15 protein-coding genes are annotated in these 14,433 nt (G+C 68.7%); 11 read left to right on the forward strand and 4 right to left on the reverse strand.

The genetic code is table 11. From position 1 onward, the window contains the following. The first annotated feature begins 26 nt into the window (after window positions 1-26). From KIH07_RS03880 to KIH07_RS03895, 4 genes are all read left to right on the forward strand, one after another. Complete coding sequence (locus KIH07_RS03880) at window positions 27-1,142, forward strand: ABC transporter ATP-binding protein (RefSeq protein WP_226490712.1); 1,116 nt, start codon at window positions 27-29, stop codon at window positions 1,140-1,142. 119 nt (window positions 1,143-1,261) lie between these two features. After that, the gene (locus KIH07_RS03885) at window positions 1,262-2,167 is read left to right on the forward strand and encodes an ABC transporter permease (RefSeq protein WP_226490713.1); all 906 of its coding nucleotides are present in this window, start codon (window positions 1,262-1,264) and stop codon (window positions 2,165-2,167) included. Beyond that, window positions 2,164-3,024 (forward strand): ABC transporter permease, encoded by an 861-nt coding sequence (locus KIH07_RS03890; protein WP_226490714.1) that lies wholly within the window; start codon window positions 2,164-2,166, stop codon window positions 3,022-3,024. The genes KIH07_RS03885 and KIH07_RS03890 overlap by 4 nt, the downstream gene beginning before the upstream one ends. Window positions 3,025-3,063: 39 nt before the next feature. Further along, on the forward strand, window positions 3,064-3,732 hold the full coding sequence (locus tag KIH07_RS03895; protein WP_226490715.1) for a phytanoyl-CoA dioxygenase family protein: 669 nt from the start codon (window positions 3,064-3,066) through the stop codon (window positions 3,730-3,732). Window positions 3,733-3,814: 82 nt separating this feature from the next. Here KIH07_RS03895 and KIH07_RS03900 read toward each other — a convergent pair whose 3' ends face one another. After that, on the reverse strand, window positions 3,815-5,233 hold the full coding sequence (locus KIH07_RS03900; protein WP_226490716.1) for a reverse transcriptase family protein: 1,419 nt from the start codon (window positions 5,231-5,233) through the stop codon (window positions 3,815-3,817). 329 nt (window positions 5,234-5,562) lie between these two features. On the opposite strand from KIH07_RS03900, the gene KIH07_RS03905 reads away from it, so the two are divergent. The 4 genes from KIH07_RS03905 (at window position 5,563) to KIH07_RS03920 (ending at window position 10,767) form a co-directional block, all read left to right on the forward strand. Next, the gene (locus KIH07_RS03905; RefSeq protein WP_226490717.1) at window positions 5,563-7,041 is read left to right on the forward strand and encodes an aldehyde dehydrogenase; all 1,479 of its coding nucleotides are present in this window, start codon (window positions 5,563-5,565) and stop codon (window positions 7,039-7,041) included. Between the two features lie 137 nt (window positions 7,042-7,178). Beyond that, the gene (gene gabT / locus KIH07_RS03910) at window positions 7,179-8,483 is read left to right on the forward strand and encodes a 4-aminobutyrate--2-oxoglutarate transaminase (RefSeq protein WP_226490718.1); all 1,305 of its coding nucleotides are present in this window, start codon (window positions 7,179-7,181) and stop codon (window positions 8,481-8,483) included. A 53-nt stretch (window positions 8,484-8,536) separates the two neighbouring features. Next, window positions 8,537-9,949, forward strand: coding sequence for a type III glutamate--ammonia ligase (locus KIH07_RS03915; protein WP_226490719.1), 1,413 nt, complete (start codon window positions 8,537-8,539; stop codon window positions 9,947-9,949). A 53-nt stretch (window positions 9,950-10,002) separates the two neighbouring features. After that, window positions 10,003-10,767 (forward strand): hypothetical protein, encoded by a 765-nt coding sequence (locus KIH07_RS03920; protein WP_226490720.1) that lies wholly within the window; start codon window positions 10,003-10,005, stop codon window positions 10,765-10,767. 110 nt (window positions 10,768-10,877) lie between these two features. Here KIH07_RS03920 and KIH07_RS03925 read toward each other — a convergent pair whose 3' ends face one another. Both KIH07_RS03925 and KIH07_RS03930 read right to left on the reverse strand, forming a co-directional pair. Next, window positions 10,878-11,069: a DUF2892 domain-containing protein gene (locus KIH07_RS03925; protein ID WP_226490721.1), complete on the reverse strand. Its 192-nt coding sequence runs from the start codon at window positions 11,067-11,069 to the stop codon at window positions 10,878-10,880. A gap of 167 nt (window positions 11,070-11,236) precedes the next feature. Continuing rightward, window positions 11,237-11,890 (reverse strand): Crp/Fnr family transcriptional regulator, encoded by a 654-nt coding sequence (locus tag KIH07_RS03930; RefSeq protein ID WP_226490722.1) that lies wholly within the window; start codon window positions 11,888-11,890, stop codon window positions 11,237-11,239. Window positions 11,891-12,018: 128 nt separating this feature from the next. On the opposite strand from KIH07_RS03930, the gene KIH07_RS03935 reads away from it, so the two are divergent. The 3 genes from KIH07_RS03935 to KIH07_RS03945 all read left to right on the forward strand — a co-directional run bounded on the left by KIH07_RS03935 (window position 12,019) and on the right by KIH07_RS03945 (window position 13,928). Continuing rightward, window positions 12,019-12,576, forward strand: coding sequence for a cytochrome b (locus tag KIH07_RS03935; RefSeq protein WP_226490723.1), 558 nt, complete (start codon window positions 12,019-12,021; stop codon window positions 12,574-12,576). A 57-nt stretch (window positions 12,577-12,633) separates the two neighbouring features. Next, on the forward strand, window positions 12,634-13,209 hold the full coding sequence (locus KIH07_RS03940) for a YceI family protein (protein ID WP_226490724.1): 576 nt from the start codon (window positions 12,634-12,636) through the stop codon (window positions 13,207-13,209). Window positions 13,210-13,355: 146 nt separating this feature from the next. Further along, window positions 13,356-13,928, forward strand: a complete 573-nt coding sequence (locus KIH07_RS03945; RefSeq protein WP_226490725.1) for a YceI family protein — start codon at window positions 13,356-13,358, stop codon at window positions 13,926-13,928. A gap of 175 nt (window positions 13,929-14,103) precedes the next feature. Here KIH07_RS03945 and KIH07_RS03950 read toward each other — a convergent pair whose 3' ends face one another. Continuing rightward, a complete protein-coding gene (locus tag KIH07_RS03950; protein ID WP_226490726.1) occupies window positions 14,104-14,382 on the reverse strand; it encodes a YkgJ family cysteine cluster protein in 279 nt (92 codons plus the stop codon). Window positions 14,383-14,433: the final 51 nt, after the last annotated feature.

The following is a 14,433-nucleotide window of genomic DNA, read 5'->3' on the forward strand; positions in this document are numbered from 1 at the left end:
GCGCCCACCCACCCCCAGGAGACGGCATGTCCGCACCCCACTGCAACATCACCTACGAAGAGGGTTACCTCGTCACCGAAAAACTGGTCAAGCGCTTCGACGAAGCGGTGGCCGTGGACGAGGTCTCGCTCTCCATCGGCAAGGGCGAAATCTTCGCCTTGCTGGGCAGTTCGGGTTGTGGCAAGTCCACCCTGCTGCGCATGCTGGCCGGCTTCGAAAAACCGACCTCGGGGCGCATCCTGCTCGGCGGCCAGGACGTGGCCAACATGCCGCCCTACGACCGGCCGGTGAACATGATGTTCCAGAGCTATGCGCTGTTTCCGCACCTGAACATCTGGGAGAACGTGGCCTTCGGCCTCAAGCGCGAGGGCCTGCCCAAGGCCGAGATCGCGCAGCGCACCGACGCGATGTTGTCCCTGGTGCAGCTCACGCCCTACGCCCAGCGCAAGCCGCACCAGCTCTCGGGCGGCCAGCAGCAGCGCGTGGCACTGGCGCGCAGCCTGGCCAAGAAGCCCAAGCTGCTGCTGCTCGATGAACCGCTGGGCGCGCTGGACAAGAAGCTGCGCGAGCAGACGCAGTTCGAACTGGTCAACATCATCGAAAGCGTGGGCGTGACCGTGGTGATGGTGACGCACGACCAGGAAGAGGCCATGACCATGGCCAGCCGCATCGCCATCATGAGCAAGGGGCGGGTGCTGCAGGTGGGCACGCCGGAAGAAATCTACGAGCACCCGCGCAACAAATTCGTGGCCGATTTCATCGGCAACGTGAACCTGTTCGCCGGCCGGCTCAGCGTGGACGAGGCGGACCGCTGCGCGGCCCACACCGGCATCGGCGAGATCCACGTGGGCCATGGCGTGAGCGGCACGCTGAACATGCCGGTGTCGATCGCCGTGCGCCCGGAAAAGATCGAGATCAGCAAGCAGCGGCCCGACAACGTGGGCCCCAACCTGTTCGCCGGCCGGGTGAAGGAAATCGCCTACTTCGGCTCGTACAACACCTACATCGTGCTGGCCAGCGACGGCTCGCGCGTGAAGATCACCGAAGCCAACACCACGCGCCAGGACCTGTCGGACATCACCTGGGAGGACGACGTGCATTTCTGGTGGGACGATGGGGCCGCAGTGGTGCTGCGGGACTAACCCCCCGCGCCGCTTCGCGTCACCCCCCAGGGGGCGATGCGAGTGGCCCGGCGAAGCCGGTTCCACCGCATCCTTGGTTTCAGGTTTCCTCGCTCCACCGACTCTTCAGGAGTAATTCGATGGCATCACCCCTTCCCATGCCCGGCAAGCGCTTCGTCATCGGCGTGCCCTATGTCTGGCTGTTCGTGTTTTTCCTCTTGCCGTTCCTGATCCTGCTGTACATCAGCTTCGTGGACATGGGCGAGAGCATCAACCCGTTCAAGCCGATCTGGGACCCGGTGACGGGCATCCTGAGCCTGAAGTACGAGAACTACTGGACCATCTTCCGCGACGTGGAGGGTGGCGAGCTGTTCCAGACGATCTACATCGAGGCCTACCTGCGATCCATCTGGTACGCGCTGTGCACCGCCGTGTTGTGCCTGCTGATCGGCTACCCCTTCGCCTACTTCATCGCGCGCTCGGCGCCGAGCGTGCGGCCGGCGCTGCTGATGATGGTGATGCTGCCGTTCTGGACCTCGTTCCTGCTGCGCGTCTACGCCTGGAAGGGCATCCTGGCCGACCAGGGCGTGCTCAACCAGATCCTGATGGGCATGGGCTTCATCGACGAGCCGATCCAGATGCTCTACACCAACGTGTCCATGCTGGTGGGCATGACCTACGTGTACCTGCCCTTCATGGTGCTGCCGCTCTACGCCAACCTGGTGAAGATGGACTTCCGCCTGCTCGAAGCCGCCTACGACCTGGGCACCTCGCCGTTCAAGGCCTTCTGGCTGGTGACGGTGCCACTGTCCAAGGCCGGCATCGTCGCGGGCTTCATGCTGGTGTTCATCCCCGCCGTGGGCGAGTTCGTGATCCCCTCGCTGCTCGGGGGGCCGGAGAACATCATGATCGGTCGCGTGGTGTGGGACGAAATGTTCACCAGCAACAACTGGCCGCGCGCCTCGGCGCTGGCGGTGGTGATGATCCTGCTGATCATCGTGCCCCTGGCCATTTACTACCACTTCACATCCGAGGAGACGAAATGAAACCCTTCCTCGAAAAACACTTCGGCAAGCTCTGGCTGGCGGCGGTTTACCTGTTCCTGTACCTGCCGCTGTTCTTCATGATCGTGTTCAGCTTCAACAGCACCCGGCAGGACGCGAACTTCACCGGCTTTTCGCTGCGCTGGTACGAGGCGCTCACGCGCGACACCAAGATCGTCGAAGGCTTCTGGCTGTCGGTGAAGGTGGCGGCGGTCACCGGCGTGTTGTCCGCGGTGCTCGGCACCTTCGCCGCCTTCGTGCTGGTGCGTTACCGCCGCTTCCCGGGCCGCACCGTCTTCTCGGGCATGGTCAACGCGCCGCTGGTGATGCCCGAGGTGGTGATCGGCCTGTCGCTGTTGCTGCTGATGGTGGGCGCGCAGAATGCCTTTGGCTGGCCCGAGCGCGGCATGCTGACCATCATCTTCGGCCACACCCTGTTGGGCATGGCCTACGGCATGGTGGTGATCCAGAGCCGGCTGATGGAGATGAACCGCAGCATCGAAGAGGCCGCCATGGACCTAGGCGCACGGCCGTTCCAGGTGTTTTTCCTGATCACCCTGCCCAACATCTTCCAGGGCATCCTGGCGGCCTTCCTGCTGTCGTTCACGCTCTCGTTCGACGACGTGGTGATCTCCGAATTCCTCTCCGGCCCGGGCGTGAACACGCTGCCGCAGGTGATCTTCGGCTACGCGCGGCGTGGCATCAACCCGACCATCTACGCCGCCGCCACGCTGCTGATCGCCACCGTCACCACCGTGATCGTGGGCTACTCGGTGTGGGTGGCGCGGCAGACCCGCAAGCGCGAACGCGAGATCGCGGCGGCCACGCGCGCCGAGCTGGCCGCGCTGACGACCGCTTGAGTGCAGGCGGGCGAGGGCGGGCGCGCCGGGCCGCAAAGGGTGCTTGAGTCGTTTGCCCGCGACGGGTTCGTCGGCGTGCCCGGTGTGCTGCCCGCCGCCGAAGGGGATGCGCTTGCGCTCCATGGCCCGGCGGTGGGCGCATCGGGCGGCACCCGCTGCCTGTTGTCGGCCGACTGGTGTGCGGCGTTGGCGCAGCGCATCCGCGAGCACCCCGATCTGGGGCGTCTGGTTCCGCCCGGGCACGTGGCGGTGCAGTGCACCTACTTCGAGAAGTCGAGCGCGCGCAACTGGCTGGTGCCCGTGCACCAGGACCTCAGCATCCCGGTGGCCGAACGGGTCGATGCCCCCGGCTGGTCGGGCTGGGCACACAAGGAGGGCGCGGTGTTTGTGCAGGCACCCGTCGAGGTGCTGGAGCAACTGGTCGCCGTTCGCCTGCACCTGGACCGCTGCGGTTCCCGCGATGGCCCGTTGCGCGTGGTGCCGGGCTCCCACACCCGGGGGGTGCTGGCGCCGGACGCTGCGGCCGACGTTCGCGATGCCCTGGGGGAATCCGTCTGCGAGGCCGAGGCCGGCGCCGCCCTGGTGATGCGCCCGCTGTTGCTGCACGCATCGTCCAAGTCGCTGGGCACGGGGCGTCGCCGTGTGCTTCACTTCCTGTTTGGCCCGCGTTCGTTGCCGCACGGCCTGCGTTGGCAGACGGTGGTGTAGCAGCGGCCGCAGCGCCGGGCCGCCCCAAGCAAGGCCAGCCCCTTTGGGGGGCAGCGACCCGCGCAGCGGCGGAGCGTGGGGGCTAACAGGTGATCTGGGCCAGCAGCGACTGCAGTTTGGCGACCCGGGAGGGCGCCAGCGCCTGGCAGGCCCAGGCCACGCGGCCTTGCAGATGGGCCCGCTGCTGCGCGTCCACCGGGCCCATGCGGGCCGCGCGGTGGAGTTCGGCGCGCAGCCGGTCGTAGTCGGCGCGCGCGATGTTGGGTTGGGTATTGACCACCAGCCCCGTGATGCGCTGCTGCTGGTGGGACCGCGCGCAGCGCAGTTTGCCGGGGTGCAGGGCAAAGCCCTCGTCGGCGGCGATGGCGCCGACCCAGGCATGGAGCTGGCGAAAGCGCTGGGCCAGCGACGCCGGGCCGGAAAACACCAGATCGTCGGCGTACCGCGAATAGCGCGCGCCAAAGCGGTGGGCCAGGCCGTCGAGCCGAAGGTCCAAGCCGAAGGCGCACAGGTTGGCCAGCGCCGGCGAGGTGGGCGCGCCCTGCGGCAGGTGGGGCGCGGCGAGCCGTTTGGCGGCCTGGAAGTCCAGCGCCCCGGCTTCGCGCAGGCGTTCCCGCACCGCCACGGGGGTCCGGGTGGTGCACAGCTGCGTCAGCAGCCGGGCCACGTCGTCGGGGTAGCCCCAGCTGCGCCAGAAAGCGCGGATGCGTGCCGCGCCGATGCTGGGGAAAAAGTCGCGCAGGTCGAACGAGATCACGCAGGGCTGTGCCGCGTGGACCTGCGCGTGCGTTTGCACGCCCCGCCCGCGCACGAAGCCGTGGGCCGCTTCGTGCGCGGGCAGCTGGGCCAGCAGGCGGTCGAGCAACTGGCGCTGCACCCGCTTGAGCTCGGCCTTGGGCGCCTCGATCAGGCGCAGCCCGCCGCTGCGTTTGGGCAGCAGGCGGTGGCTGTAGTGGGGGGCCACGGTCGCGTGCGGCCGCTCGCTGCCCTCGCGCCAGCGCTGGGACGGGTGCGTCAGCCAGAGCAGCCGGTCGGTCGCCATGCCCAGCCATTCGGCCCAGTCGGCGGCGGTGGGCAGGGCCGGGGTGTCGATGTGCCGCAGGCCCCAGGGCGGCGTGGCCATACGCGCGGGCCGCAGCAGCCAGTGGCGCACGGCCCATTGCCCCAAAGGCACGGGTTCGGGGCGGTGGGTGGTGCCGTCGCTGGGCTCGTCATCGTCGTCACCGTCGAAGGCATGTTCGTCGGGCGCCCACTCGGGGCGCTGCAGCAGCATCTGCGCGAGGCTGTCGACCGTGTCGATCAGCCCCTGCCGCGCCCAGCGCGTGGCGACGGCTCGCGCCATCGACTCCAGCCACCAGGGTGCCGCACCCTCGCAGCCCAGGCAGACCCTGGCGCGCGCCAGCAAGGCCTCGGGCGCGCGGGCGCCGGGTTGCTCGTGGTCGGCCAGAAAGGCGTGTGCCAGCCCGGTGGCCAGCCAGCGGCGGTGGTGTGCGGGGGTCATCGGTGGGGGACAGCGGGCAAAAAGGGTGGCCCCGGTGCCTCAACCAGCGGGTCTGGCGCTATCAGGCCTGCGCCAGCGGCGCAGCACGGATCGCGCGTCGTGTGTCCAGCAAACCATCGTCGCCGTGGGGATGCCCCACAGCCCGAAAACGACCAGCGTCTTCGAGAGAGCTTGAAGCACCGGGGCCGCTGGCATTGTGTCAGATGACCCGGGCCTGTGGCCTGCCGTATGCGCGCCAGTGGATGGTCGAATTGGGCCGGAAGTGGATGCTGCATTCGGGGCAATAACGGCGTAGCATGGGTCCACTTTTCTGCAGTGGACAACCTCCCATGACCGATATCAGCATGCCCAGTTTCGACGGCCGCGCCGTCATCAACGGCGAACGGATGGCCGCGCGCGACGGCCAGACCTTTGATTGCATCTCCCCGGTGGACGGCCGCCTGCTCACGCAGGTGGCGCGCGGTGGCCAGGCCGACATCGACGCCGCCGTGGCCGCGGGCCGTGCCGCTTTTGAAGATCGGCGCTGGAGCGGCATGGCGCCGGCGCAGCGCAAGCGCGTGATGATCAAGTTCGCCGACCAGCTGCTGGCGCACGCCGACGAGCTGGCGCTGACCGAAACCCTGGACATGGGCAAGCCGGTGAAGTACGCGCGCGCCGTGGACGTGAACAGCGCGGCCAACTGCATCCGCTGGTACGGCGAGGCGGTGGACAAGGTGTACGACGAGATCGCGCCCACGCCGAGCAACTCGCTGGCGCTGATCACGCGCGAGCCGGTGGGCGTGGTGGGCATCATCGTGCCCTGGAACTACCCGATGATCATGGCGGCCTGGAAGATCGCGCCGGCCCTGGCGGCGGGCAACTCGGTGGTGTTGAAGCCGTCGGAGAAAAGCCCGCTCACCGCCCTGCGACTGGCCGAGCTGGCGCTGGCCGCCGGCATCCCGCCGGGCGTGTTCAACGTGGTGCCGGGTTTTGGCACTGAAGCCGGCTCGCCGCTGGCGCTGCACATGGACGTGGACTGCATCGCCTTCACCGGCAGCACGCGCGTGGGCAAACAGATCCACGTGATGGCCGGGCAGAGCAACCTGAAACGCGCCTGGACCGAACTGGGCGGCAAGTCGCCCAACATCGTGTTCGCCGACTGCCCGGACCTCGACCGCGCGGTGGAGTCCGCCGTGGGCAGCATCTTCTTCAACCAGGGCGAGAGCTGCAACGCACCCTCGCGTTTGTTCGTCGAGGGCTCGATCAAGGACGCGTTCCTGGAGAAGGCCTTGAAGTTGGTGCCGAACTACCAGCCGGGCAACCCGCTGGACAAGGGCACGGTGATGGGCGCCATCGTCGACCAGGTGCAGCTCGACAACGTGATGCGCTACATAGCCCTGGGCACCAGCGAGGGCGCGCAGCTGATCGCGGGCGGCGCGCTGGCGTCGCCGGTGGCAGGCGGCTGTTATGTGCAGCCCACCATCTTCGACGGCGTGACGCCACAGATGGCGATCGCGCGCGAAGAGATCTTTGGCCCGGTGCTGGCCGTGCAGAGCTTCACCGACGCTGCCGACGTGGTGAAGCAGGCCAACAACAGCGTCTACGGCCTGCAGGCCGGCGTGTGGACGCGTGACATCAACAAGGCGCACGGCGTGGCCCGTGCGCTGCGCGCCGGCACGGTGCACGTGAACCAGTACGACGAAGACGACATCACCGTGCCTTTTGGTGGCTTCAAGCAGAGCGGTGTGGGGCGCGACAAGTCGCTGCACGCGTTCGATAAATACACCGAGACGAAGACCACCTGGATACGGATCGATTCGCCGGTGTAACCGGCGCCCCCCTGCGCCGCTGACGCGGCTTCCCCCCAGAGGGGGGACGGCACTGGCGGCCCGGCAAAGCCGGTTCCGCGGTGCCCTTGGATCAGACACCTCGCACCGCTGTGTGCGCTTTTGAAGGAGACCCCCCCGTGAACGCACCGCAGAAACCTGAAAATCTGAACGCGCCCCACACCAACGCCGCCTGGCACCAGCGCCGACTCGACGCCACGCCGCGTGGCGTGGGCGTGATGGGGGACTTCTTCATTGACCACGCGAAGAACGCCGAACTCTGGGACATCGAGGGCCGGCGTTTCATCGACTTCGCCGGTGGCATCGCGGTGCTCAACACCGGCCACGTGCACCCCAAGGTGCAGGCGGCGATCGCGGCGCAGTTGCAGCGCTTCACGCACAGCTGCTACCAGGTGGTGCCCTACGCCGAATACGTGGCGCTGGCCGAGCGCATCAACGCCATCGTGCCGATCGAGGGCCAGGTCAAGACCGCGTTTTTCTCCACCGGCGCCGAGGCGATCGAAAACGCGATCAAGATCGCGCGGTCTTCGACCGGGCGCAGCGGCGTGATCGCCTTCGGCGGTGCCTTCCATGGCCGCAGCCTGTTCGCGGTGTCGCTGACCGGCAAGGTCCAGCCCTACAAGGCGGGCTTCGGCCCCTTCCCGCCCGAGATCTACCACGTGCCTTTTCCCGCGGAGGGTGCCTCGCTGGACGAGACGAAGCGCGCCATGGACCACGTGTTCAAGTGCGACATCGAGCCCTCGCGCGTGGCGGCCATCGTGTTTGAACCGGTGCAGGGCGAGGGCGGTTTCAACCCGATCCAGAAGGAGGCGGTGCTGTGGCTGCGGCAGCTGTGCGACCAGCACGGCATCCTGCTGATCGCCGACGAGGTGCAGACCGGTTTTGCGCGCACCGGCAGGATGTTCGCGATGGAGCACTACGGCGTGTCGCCCGACCTCATGACCCTGGCCAAGAGCATGGCCGGCGGCACCACGCTGTCGGCCGTGTGCGGCAAGGCTGCCATCATGGACGGCCCGGCGCCGGGTGGCCTGGGCGGCACGTATGCGGGCAACCCGCTGGCGATTGCCGCGGCGCACGCGGTGCTGGACGTGATGGCCGAAGAACAGCTGCCCGAGCGCGCGCAGCGGCTGGGCGCGCGGTTGGTGGCGCACCTGAACGGCGCGAAGGCGAAATACGCCCGCATCGGTGGCGTGCGTGGCCTGGGCGCGATGGTGGCCTGCGAGTTCGTGGACGCGGCCGGCGCGCCCGACGCCGACACCACGAAGCGGGTGCAGGCCGCCGCCCTCAAACGTGGCCTGCTGCTGCTGACCTGCGGCGTGTACGGCAACGTGATCCGTTACCTGTTCCCGCTCACCATCGAAGACAGCGTGTTCGCCGAAGCCCTGGGCGTGCTCGATGCCGCCATGGCCGAAACGCTGGCCTGAGCCACCTCCTCTTCCGCCGGGCAAGCCCCGGCTTTTTTGTGTCTGGAATCCGCATGGGTCAGCCTAGCCTCGATCAACGCATCAGCAGCCTGCGCGAGCAGGGCATCCATTCGGTGATGGCCACCTTCACCGACCTGCACGGCAGCCCGAAGGGCAAGCTGGTGCCGCTGGAGGCGCTGCCCGACGCGGTGGCCTCCGGCGCGGGCTTCGCGGGACCCAGCATCTGGGGCACGGGCCTGCCACGCATGGGCGCGCGCAGCGAGTATTACGGCCGTGTGGTGCCCGACAGCCTGCGCCCGCTGCCCTTCCTGCCCGGCGTGGCGCACGCGGTGTGCGACGGCTTTGCCGGTGGCGAGCCGCTGGACACCTGCTCGCGGCAGTTGCTCAAGCACCAGTTGAACCGCCTGCGCGAACGCGGTTGGACCTTCCACGTCGGCATCGAGCCCGAGTTCTTTCTGCTCAAGCAGGACGCCCAGGGCCGCTGGGGGGTGGCCGATGGCGAAGATCAACTCGACAAGCCGTCCTACGACCTGAAGGCGATCCACCGCAACTTTGGCTTCCTGGACGACATGCGCCGCCACCTCACGGCGCTGGGTTTCGAGCTGCAGCAGATGGACCACGAGGACGCCATCGGCCAGTACGAGATCAACTACCGGCACGACGAGGCCCTGGCCGCCGCCGACCGTTACCAGCTGTTCAAGCTCACCGCGCAGGCGGTGGCGGCGCAGCACGGCTGCAGCTTTTCCACCATGCCCAAGCCGCTCGCGGGCGCACCGGGCAGCGGCTTGCATTTCCACCTCAGCCTCACGGAAGACCAGGCTCCCCCCGCCGGGCCAGGGCCCGTCCCCCCCGGAGGGGGGCGCCCTGCTTGGGGCGGCCCGGCGCAGGGCATCGGCCGCGCGGTGATGGCCGACCCGGCCGGCGCCCTGGGCCTGAGCACGGCCGGTCACCGGTTCGCCGCCGGCCTGATCCACCACGCCGATGCGCTGGCCGCGCTGTGCGCGCCCACGGTGAACAGCTACAAGCGCCTGGCCAGCAGCGAGAGCGCCTCGGGCACCACCTGGTCGCCGGTGTGGAAGACCGTGGGCGACAACAACCGCACCTGCCTCGTGCGCACGGTGGCCGGGCGCATAGAATGGCGCCTGCCCGACCCCTCGTGCAACGTGTACGCGGCGCTCGCGGCCACGCTGGCCGCCGGGCTGGACGGCATCGACGGGGCGCTGCCCGCGGTCGAGCCCTGCGACGAAGACCTGTACCAGCGCCAGGCCAGCGGCGCGGCCATGCCGCCCAGGCTGCCGCGCGATCTGCACGACGCACTCGATGCGCTGCGGGCCGATGCGGTGTTGCGCGAGGCGGTGGGCGCGGCTTTCTGCGATCAGTTCCTGCGCCTCAAGCGCGCCGAGTGGGACGCCTTTGCGCAGCAGGTGAGCGGCTGGGAGCTGCAGCGCTACGCCGACGCCGGCTGACCCGGCCTGGGTCGGCGCCGGCCGGCGGGGCGTTTTCAGGATAATCGCGGGACTTGAACACCTCTCCCCCCCTCAAAACCTGGACCAAGACCGCACGGCGGCCCTTGCGTGGCCTGGGCCATTCGCTCGGGGCCTACCTGTTCGCGCATTTCGTGGGCGTGCCGGTGCCCTGGCGCGCGGTGCGCCAGACCGACGGCGCGGCGCTGCTGGCCTACGAGCACGAGCGCCTGCTGGCGCTGGCGGCGGCCGGTGAGCGGGTGCCCCCGGTGGTGGCCTTCGATGGCGAGTCCCTGGTGACGGGTGATGTGGGCACCACGCTGGAGCACCTGCTGCACCGCCTGCCCGAGGCCGAGCGCCTGCCCCTGATGTGCGCGGCCAGCGCCGATCTGGCGGCGTTTCACGCGCGCGGCCAATGGCACGGGGGCGCGCAGGCCCGCAACCTGACCTGGGACGGGCAGCGTTTTGCCCGCATCGACTTCGAGGAACGCCTGTTTCCCGGCCTGTCGCTGGAGATGGTGCAGCGCTACGACGCGCTGCAGCTGGTGATGTCGCTGGCCCGTTTCCTGGAGCCGCTGGGGCCGCAGGCGGTGCTGGCGGTGCTCAACGCCTACCGCGAGGCGCGCGAAGCGGCGCACCCGGCCGAGCACGGCCAATCCGGCCTGCAGGCCTTCCTGGCCCATCTGCTGCCACGGCTGCAGCGCGTGTCGCGTCTGGCGGCCTGGTCCACCCGGCTGAACCATTCGCGTGAACTGGTGCGCCTGCGCACCGTGCTCGAAGGCATGGTCGCGTTCGTCGGCACGCCCGGGCAACCCGTGTAACCAGGCCCCGTCCGGCGCGAAATGCCCCAAACCGAGATCACGGCGGAACCGGCTTCGCCGGGCCGCTCGTGATGCCCCCTGGGGGGTGACGCCGCAGGCGGCGCGGGGGGTCACTTCTTCATCGGACAGGTGTTGAGGCCCAGCAGCGTGTACACCGGGCACCAGCCCATCAGGCCGGTGAGCAGCGGCACCACGCCGATGTAGCCCCAGACACCGATGTTGCCGGTGGCGGCCGCCGCGATCAGGGCCAGGCCCGCGACGATGCGCAGGATGCGGTCGATGCCGCCTTCGTTTTTGCTCATGGGAATGCTCCAGTGGATGAAGGGAACCGGGTCCACCGCGGGTTGGCGCTGTGCAGCGCTCTGGTCACGGTGGGGCTGGGCGTATTGAACCGGCTCGGCGGGCGGAGGTATGTGACCTGTGTCACAAAGCCCGGCCGGCGCGCCACGCGCGGGCGGTGGCCGGGGGATCAGCGCGACTGGAACGTGGCCACGGCGCGCAGGCCGGCGCTGTCGCGGATGGTGATGCACTCGCGCGAGAGCTCGACCAGGCCGTCGCGCTCGAAGCGGTGCAGCAGGCGGGTCACGATCTCCCGCACCGTGCCCAGCTCGTCGGCCAGCGCCTGGTGGGTGGCGCGCACCTGCTGGCCGTGGCCGAGCAGGGCGCTGGCCAGGCGGCTGTCGAGCTTCTGGAAGGCAATGGCCTCGATCAGGCCGGTGAGGTCGGCCATGCGCGCGGCAAACAGGCCCAGCACGTAGGCGCGAAAACGCTCGTCGGTCAGCGCGGCGCGAAAATCCGCCGGGGAGAGCAGGGTCAGGCGGGTTTCGCAGGTGGCCACACCGCGCGCCGTGAGCGGCTGGTCCGCGAACAGGCCGGCCGAGGACACCAGGCACATCTCACCGGGCGAGACGCGGTAGAGTTCCAGCTCCCGCCCGTTGGCCGCGCTGCGGGAGACCCGCACCTCGCCGCTGAGCACCATCGGGAAGCCCTGGCAGGCCTCGTTCTCGCGAAACAGCTGGGTGCCGGCGGGCACCTGCATCACCGCGAGCCGCGGCAGCAGGGCCGGCAGCGCTCCCAGCGCCGGGTACAACGACAGCAGGTCGGGCGCAATGGGGGCGGGCATGGGCGCATTGTAGGAGGGCGGTGCGGGGGGCGGATGCGAATTGGAATGCTAAGTTCGTTCGAATTTTTTGAATTCAAGCTTCAAGCGGTTTGACGCTTGGCGCCGCACCGGGTGCCTACACTGCCGGCATGTCTGACGCCGCCGTCCTCCGCTACCACCCCGTCGCCCGTGCGCTGCACTGGGCGCTGGGCCTGGCCCTGATCGGGGTGTTCGCCCTGGGCCTGTACATGGCCGACCTGCCGTTCTCGCCCCAGCGCCTGAAGCTCTACAGCTGGCACAAATGGGCCGGTGTGTTGGTGCTCACATTCACCGCCGTGCGCCTGATGTGGCGCTTGGTGCACCGCCCGCCGGCGTTGCCCGCGGCCATTGCCCAGGCCATGCCGGCCTGGCAGCGCGGGGCCCACCACGCCACGCACGGTGGGCTGTATCTGCTGTTTTTCTCCGTGCCGCTGCTGGGCTGGGCCTACAGCTCGGCCGCCGGTTTCCCCATCGTGCTGTTCGGCCTGTGGCCGTTGCCCGACTTCGTGCCGGTGAGCGAGACCCTGGCCGAGGGGCTCAAGCCCCTGCACCGGCTCTCGGCCTATGCGATGGCGGCCCTGGTGCTGCTGCACGTGGCCGGCGCGCTCAAGCACCACTTCGTGGACCGCGACGGCCTGCTGCTGCGCATGGGCTGGGGCGGTCGCTGAGACCCCGCGCACCCGACGATCTTCCTTGCTTTGATTTCCCGCCTTGAAAGCCCCCACATGAGCCTGCGCCCGACATCCCTCCCCCTGATCTGCGGTCTTGCGCTGAGCGGCCTGATGCCCCTGGCCGCCCAGGCCCAGCAGCAGCTGGTGCCCGCGCAAAGCGAGATCGCCTTCGTCAGCCGCCAGATGGGCGTGCCGGTCGAGGGCAAGTTCAAGAGCTTCAGCGCCCAGCTGGCGTTCGACCCGGCCAAGCTCGCGACCAGCAAGATCGCCTTCACGGTGGACACGGGCAGCGCCAGCATCAGCCGCGAGGCCGACGCCGAACTGCCCAAGGCGACCTGGTTCAACGTGGCGCAGTTCCCCAAGGCCACCTTCACCTCCAGCAGCATCAAGCGCATCGATGCCACCAAGTACGAAGTGGCCGGCAAGCTCAGCATCAAGGGCGCGAGCAGCGACGTGGTCGTGCCCGTCACGCTGGCCCAGAACGGCGCCACCACCACCGCCACCGGCGCCTTCCCGATCAAGCGCCTCGCTTTCCGCATCGGCGAGAAGGAGTGGGCCGACACCTCGATGGTGGCCGACGAGGTGCAGGTGAAGTTCAAGCTGGCGCTCACGGGCGTGGGCAAGTTGTGATCCCCCCTGCGCCGCTGCGCGTCACCCCCCAGGGGGCGATGCCTGTGGCCCGGCAAAGCCGGTTCCACGGCATCCTGGGTTTCAGGCACGCGCACCGGCGATTCTTTGATCTTTCTTTTCACCAACCCGAACCCAGGAGTTCAACCATGCGCAAATCCCTGTCCCTGCTGGCCGCTGCGGCCGTTCTGTCCACCGCCGGCATCGCCCAGGCCGCCGAGTACGCGATCGACCCGACGCACACGTTCGCCACCTTCGAGATCGGCCATTTCGGCGCCAGCGTGAACCGCGCCCGCTTCGACAAGAAGGAAGGCAAGGTCAGCTTCGACAAGGCCGCCAAGACCGGCATGGTGGACATCAGCATCGACATGACGTCGGTGAACTCCGGCACCGCCATGTTCGACAAGCACCTGCAGAGCCCGGACATTTTCGACGCCGCCAAGTACCCCAAGTCCCGTTTTGTGGCCGACAAGTTCGTCTTCGCCGGTGACAAGGTCAGCGCGGTGGAAGGTCAGCTGACGCTGCTGGGCAAGACCCAGCCGGTGACGATGAAGGCCAACCAGTTCGCCTGCTACGACAGCCCGATGCTCAAGCGCGAAGTCTGCGGCGGCGACTTCGAAGCCACCATCGACCGCACCGCCTTCGGCGCGAACTACGGCGTGGACTGGGGCTTCCCGAAGAACGTGCGTCTGGTGATTCAGGTGGAAGCCGTGAAACAGTAACCCCCCAGGATCGCTCCCCCCTGCGCCACTGCGTGGCTTCCCCCCGGAGGGGGGACCACGCTGGTGGCCCGGCGGAGCCGGTTCCACGGCGTGTGCTTGGGAAAGACACGCGCACCGGAACGGTTTGTGTTTTTGTCTTTTCCATTCAGCAAAGGCCCGCTTCGGCGGGCCTTTGTCATGGTCTGGTGGCTTGTTCCAGCCGGTCCAGGAAATGCAGCGCGTGCTCGCGTGTGTCGCCGCACATCTCTCGGTTGGGCGGCAGTGAGCCGCACACCGCCGGCCGTTCGGGTTGGCCGAAGAGTTGGCAGCGCAGGGCTTCGTCCAGGTGCGGGCAGGGCATGCCCGCCGGCTTGCCGTGGGGCAGGCCCGGCATGGGGCTGGAGATGGACGGCGCGATGCAGCAGGCCGCGCAGCCGGGGCGGCAGGCGAGGGTGGGCGCGGGGGATGCGGGCATGGCACCGATTGTCCATGGCCGCCCCGGGTGCGCGGCGCTACACTCAGCCGC

The organism is Hydrogenophaga taeniospiralis, from assembly GCF_020510445.1.
Lineage (GTDB): Bacteria > Pseudomonadota > Gammaproteobacteria > Burkholderiales > Burkholderiaceae_C > Hydrogenophaga.

What these genes read in the sequence shown, in the direction of transcription:
- KIH07_RS03885 (WP_226490713.1), top strand. Translation starts at nt 1,262, where the DNA reads ATGGCATCACCCCTTCCCATGCCCGGCAAGCGCTTCGTCATCGGCGTG.
- KIH07_RS03950 (WP_226490726.1), bottom strand. Translation starts at nt 14,382, where the DNA reads ATGCCCGCATCCCCCGCGCCCACCCTCGCCTGCCGCCCCGGCTGCGCG.
- KIH07_RS03930 (WP_226490722.1), bottom strand. Translation starts at nt 11,890, where the DNA reads ATGCCCGCCCCCATTGCGCCCGACCTGCTGTCGTTGTACCCGGCGCTG.
- KIH07_RS03900 (WP_226490716.1), bottom strand. Translation starts at nt 5,233, where the DNA reads ATGACCCCCGCACACCACCGCCGCTGGCTGGCCACCGGGCTGGCACAC.
- KIH07_RS03890 (WP_226490714.1), top strand. Translation starts at nt 2,164, where the DNA reads ATGAAACCCTTCCTCGAAAAACACTTCGGCAAGCTCTGGCTGGCGGCG.
- KIH07_RS03925 (WP_226490721.1), bottom strand. Translation starts at nt 11,069, where the DNA reads ATGAGCAAAAACGAAGGCGGCATCGACCGCATCCTGCGCATCGTCGCG.
- KIH07_RS03905 (WP_226490717.1), top strand. Translation starts at nt 5,563, where the DNA reads ATGACCGATATCAGCATGCCCAGTTTCGACGGCCGCGCCGTCATCAAC.
- KIH07_RS03880 (WP_226490712.1), top strand. Translation starts at nt 27, where the DNA reads ATGTCCGCACCCCACTGCAACATCACCTACGAAGAGGGTTACCTCGTC.
- KIH07_RS03945 (WP_226490725.1), top strand. Translation starts at nt 13,356, where the DNA reads ATGCGCAAATCCCTGTCCCTGCTGGCCGCTGCGGCCGTTCTGTCCACC.
- KIH07_RS03915 (WP_226490719.1), top strand. Translation starts at nt 8,537, where the DNA reads ATGGGTCAGCCTAGCCTCGATCAACGCATCAGCAGCCTGCGCGAGCAG.
- KIH07_RS03940 (WP_226490724.1), top strand. Translation starts at nt 12,634, where the DNA reads ATGAGCCTGCGCCCGACATCCCTCCCCCTGATCTGCGGTCTTGCGCTG.
- KIH07_RS03935 (WP_226490723.1), top strand. Translation starts at nt 12,019, where the DNA reads ATGTCTGACGCCGCCGTCCTCCGCTACCACCCCGTCGCCCGTGCGCTG.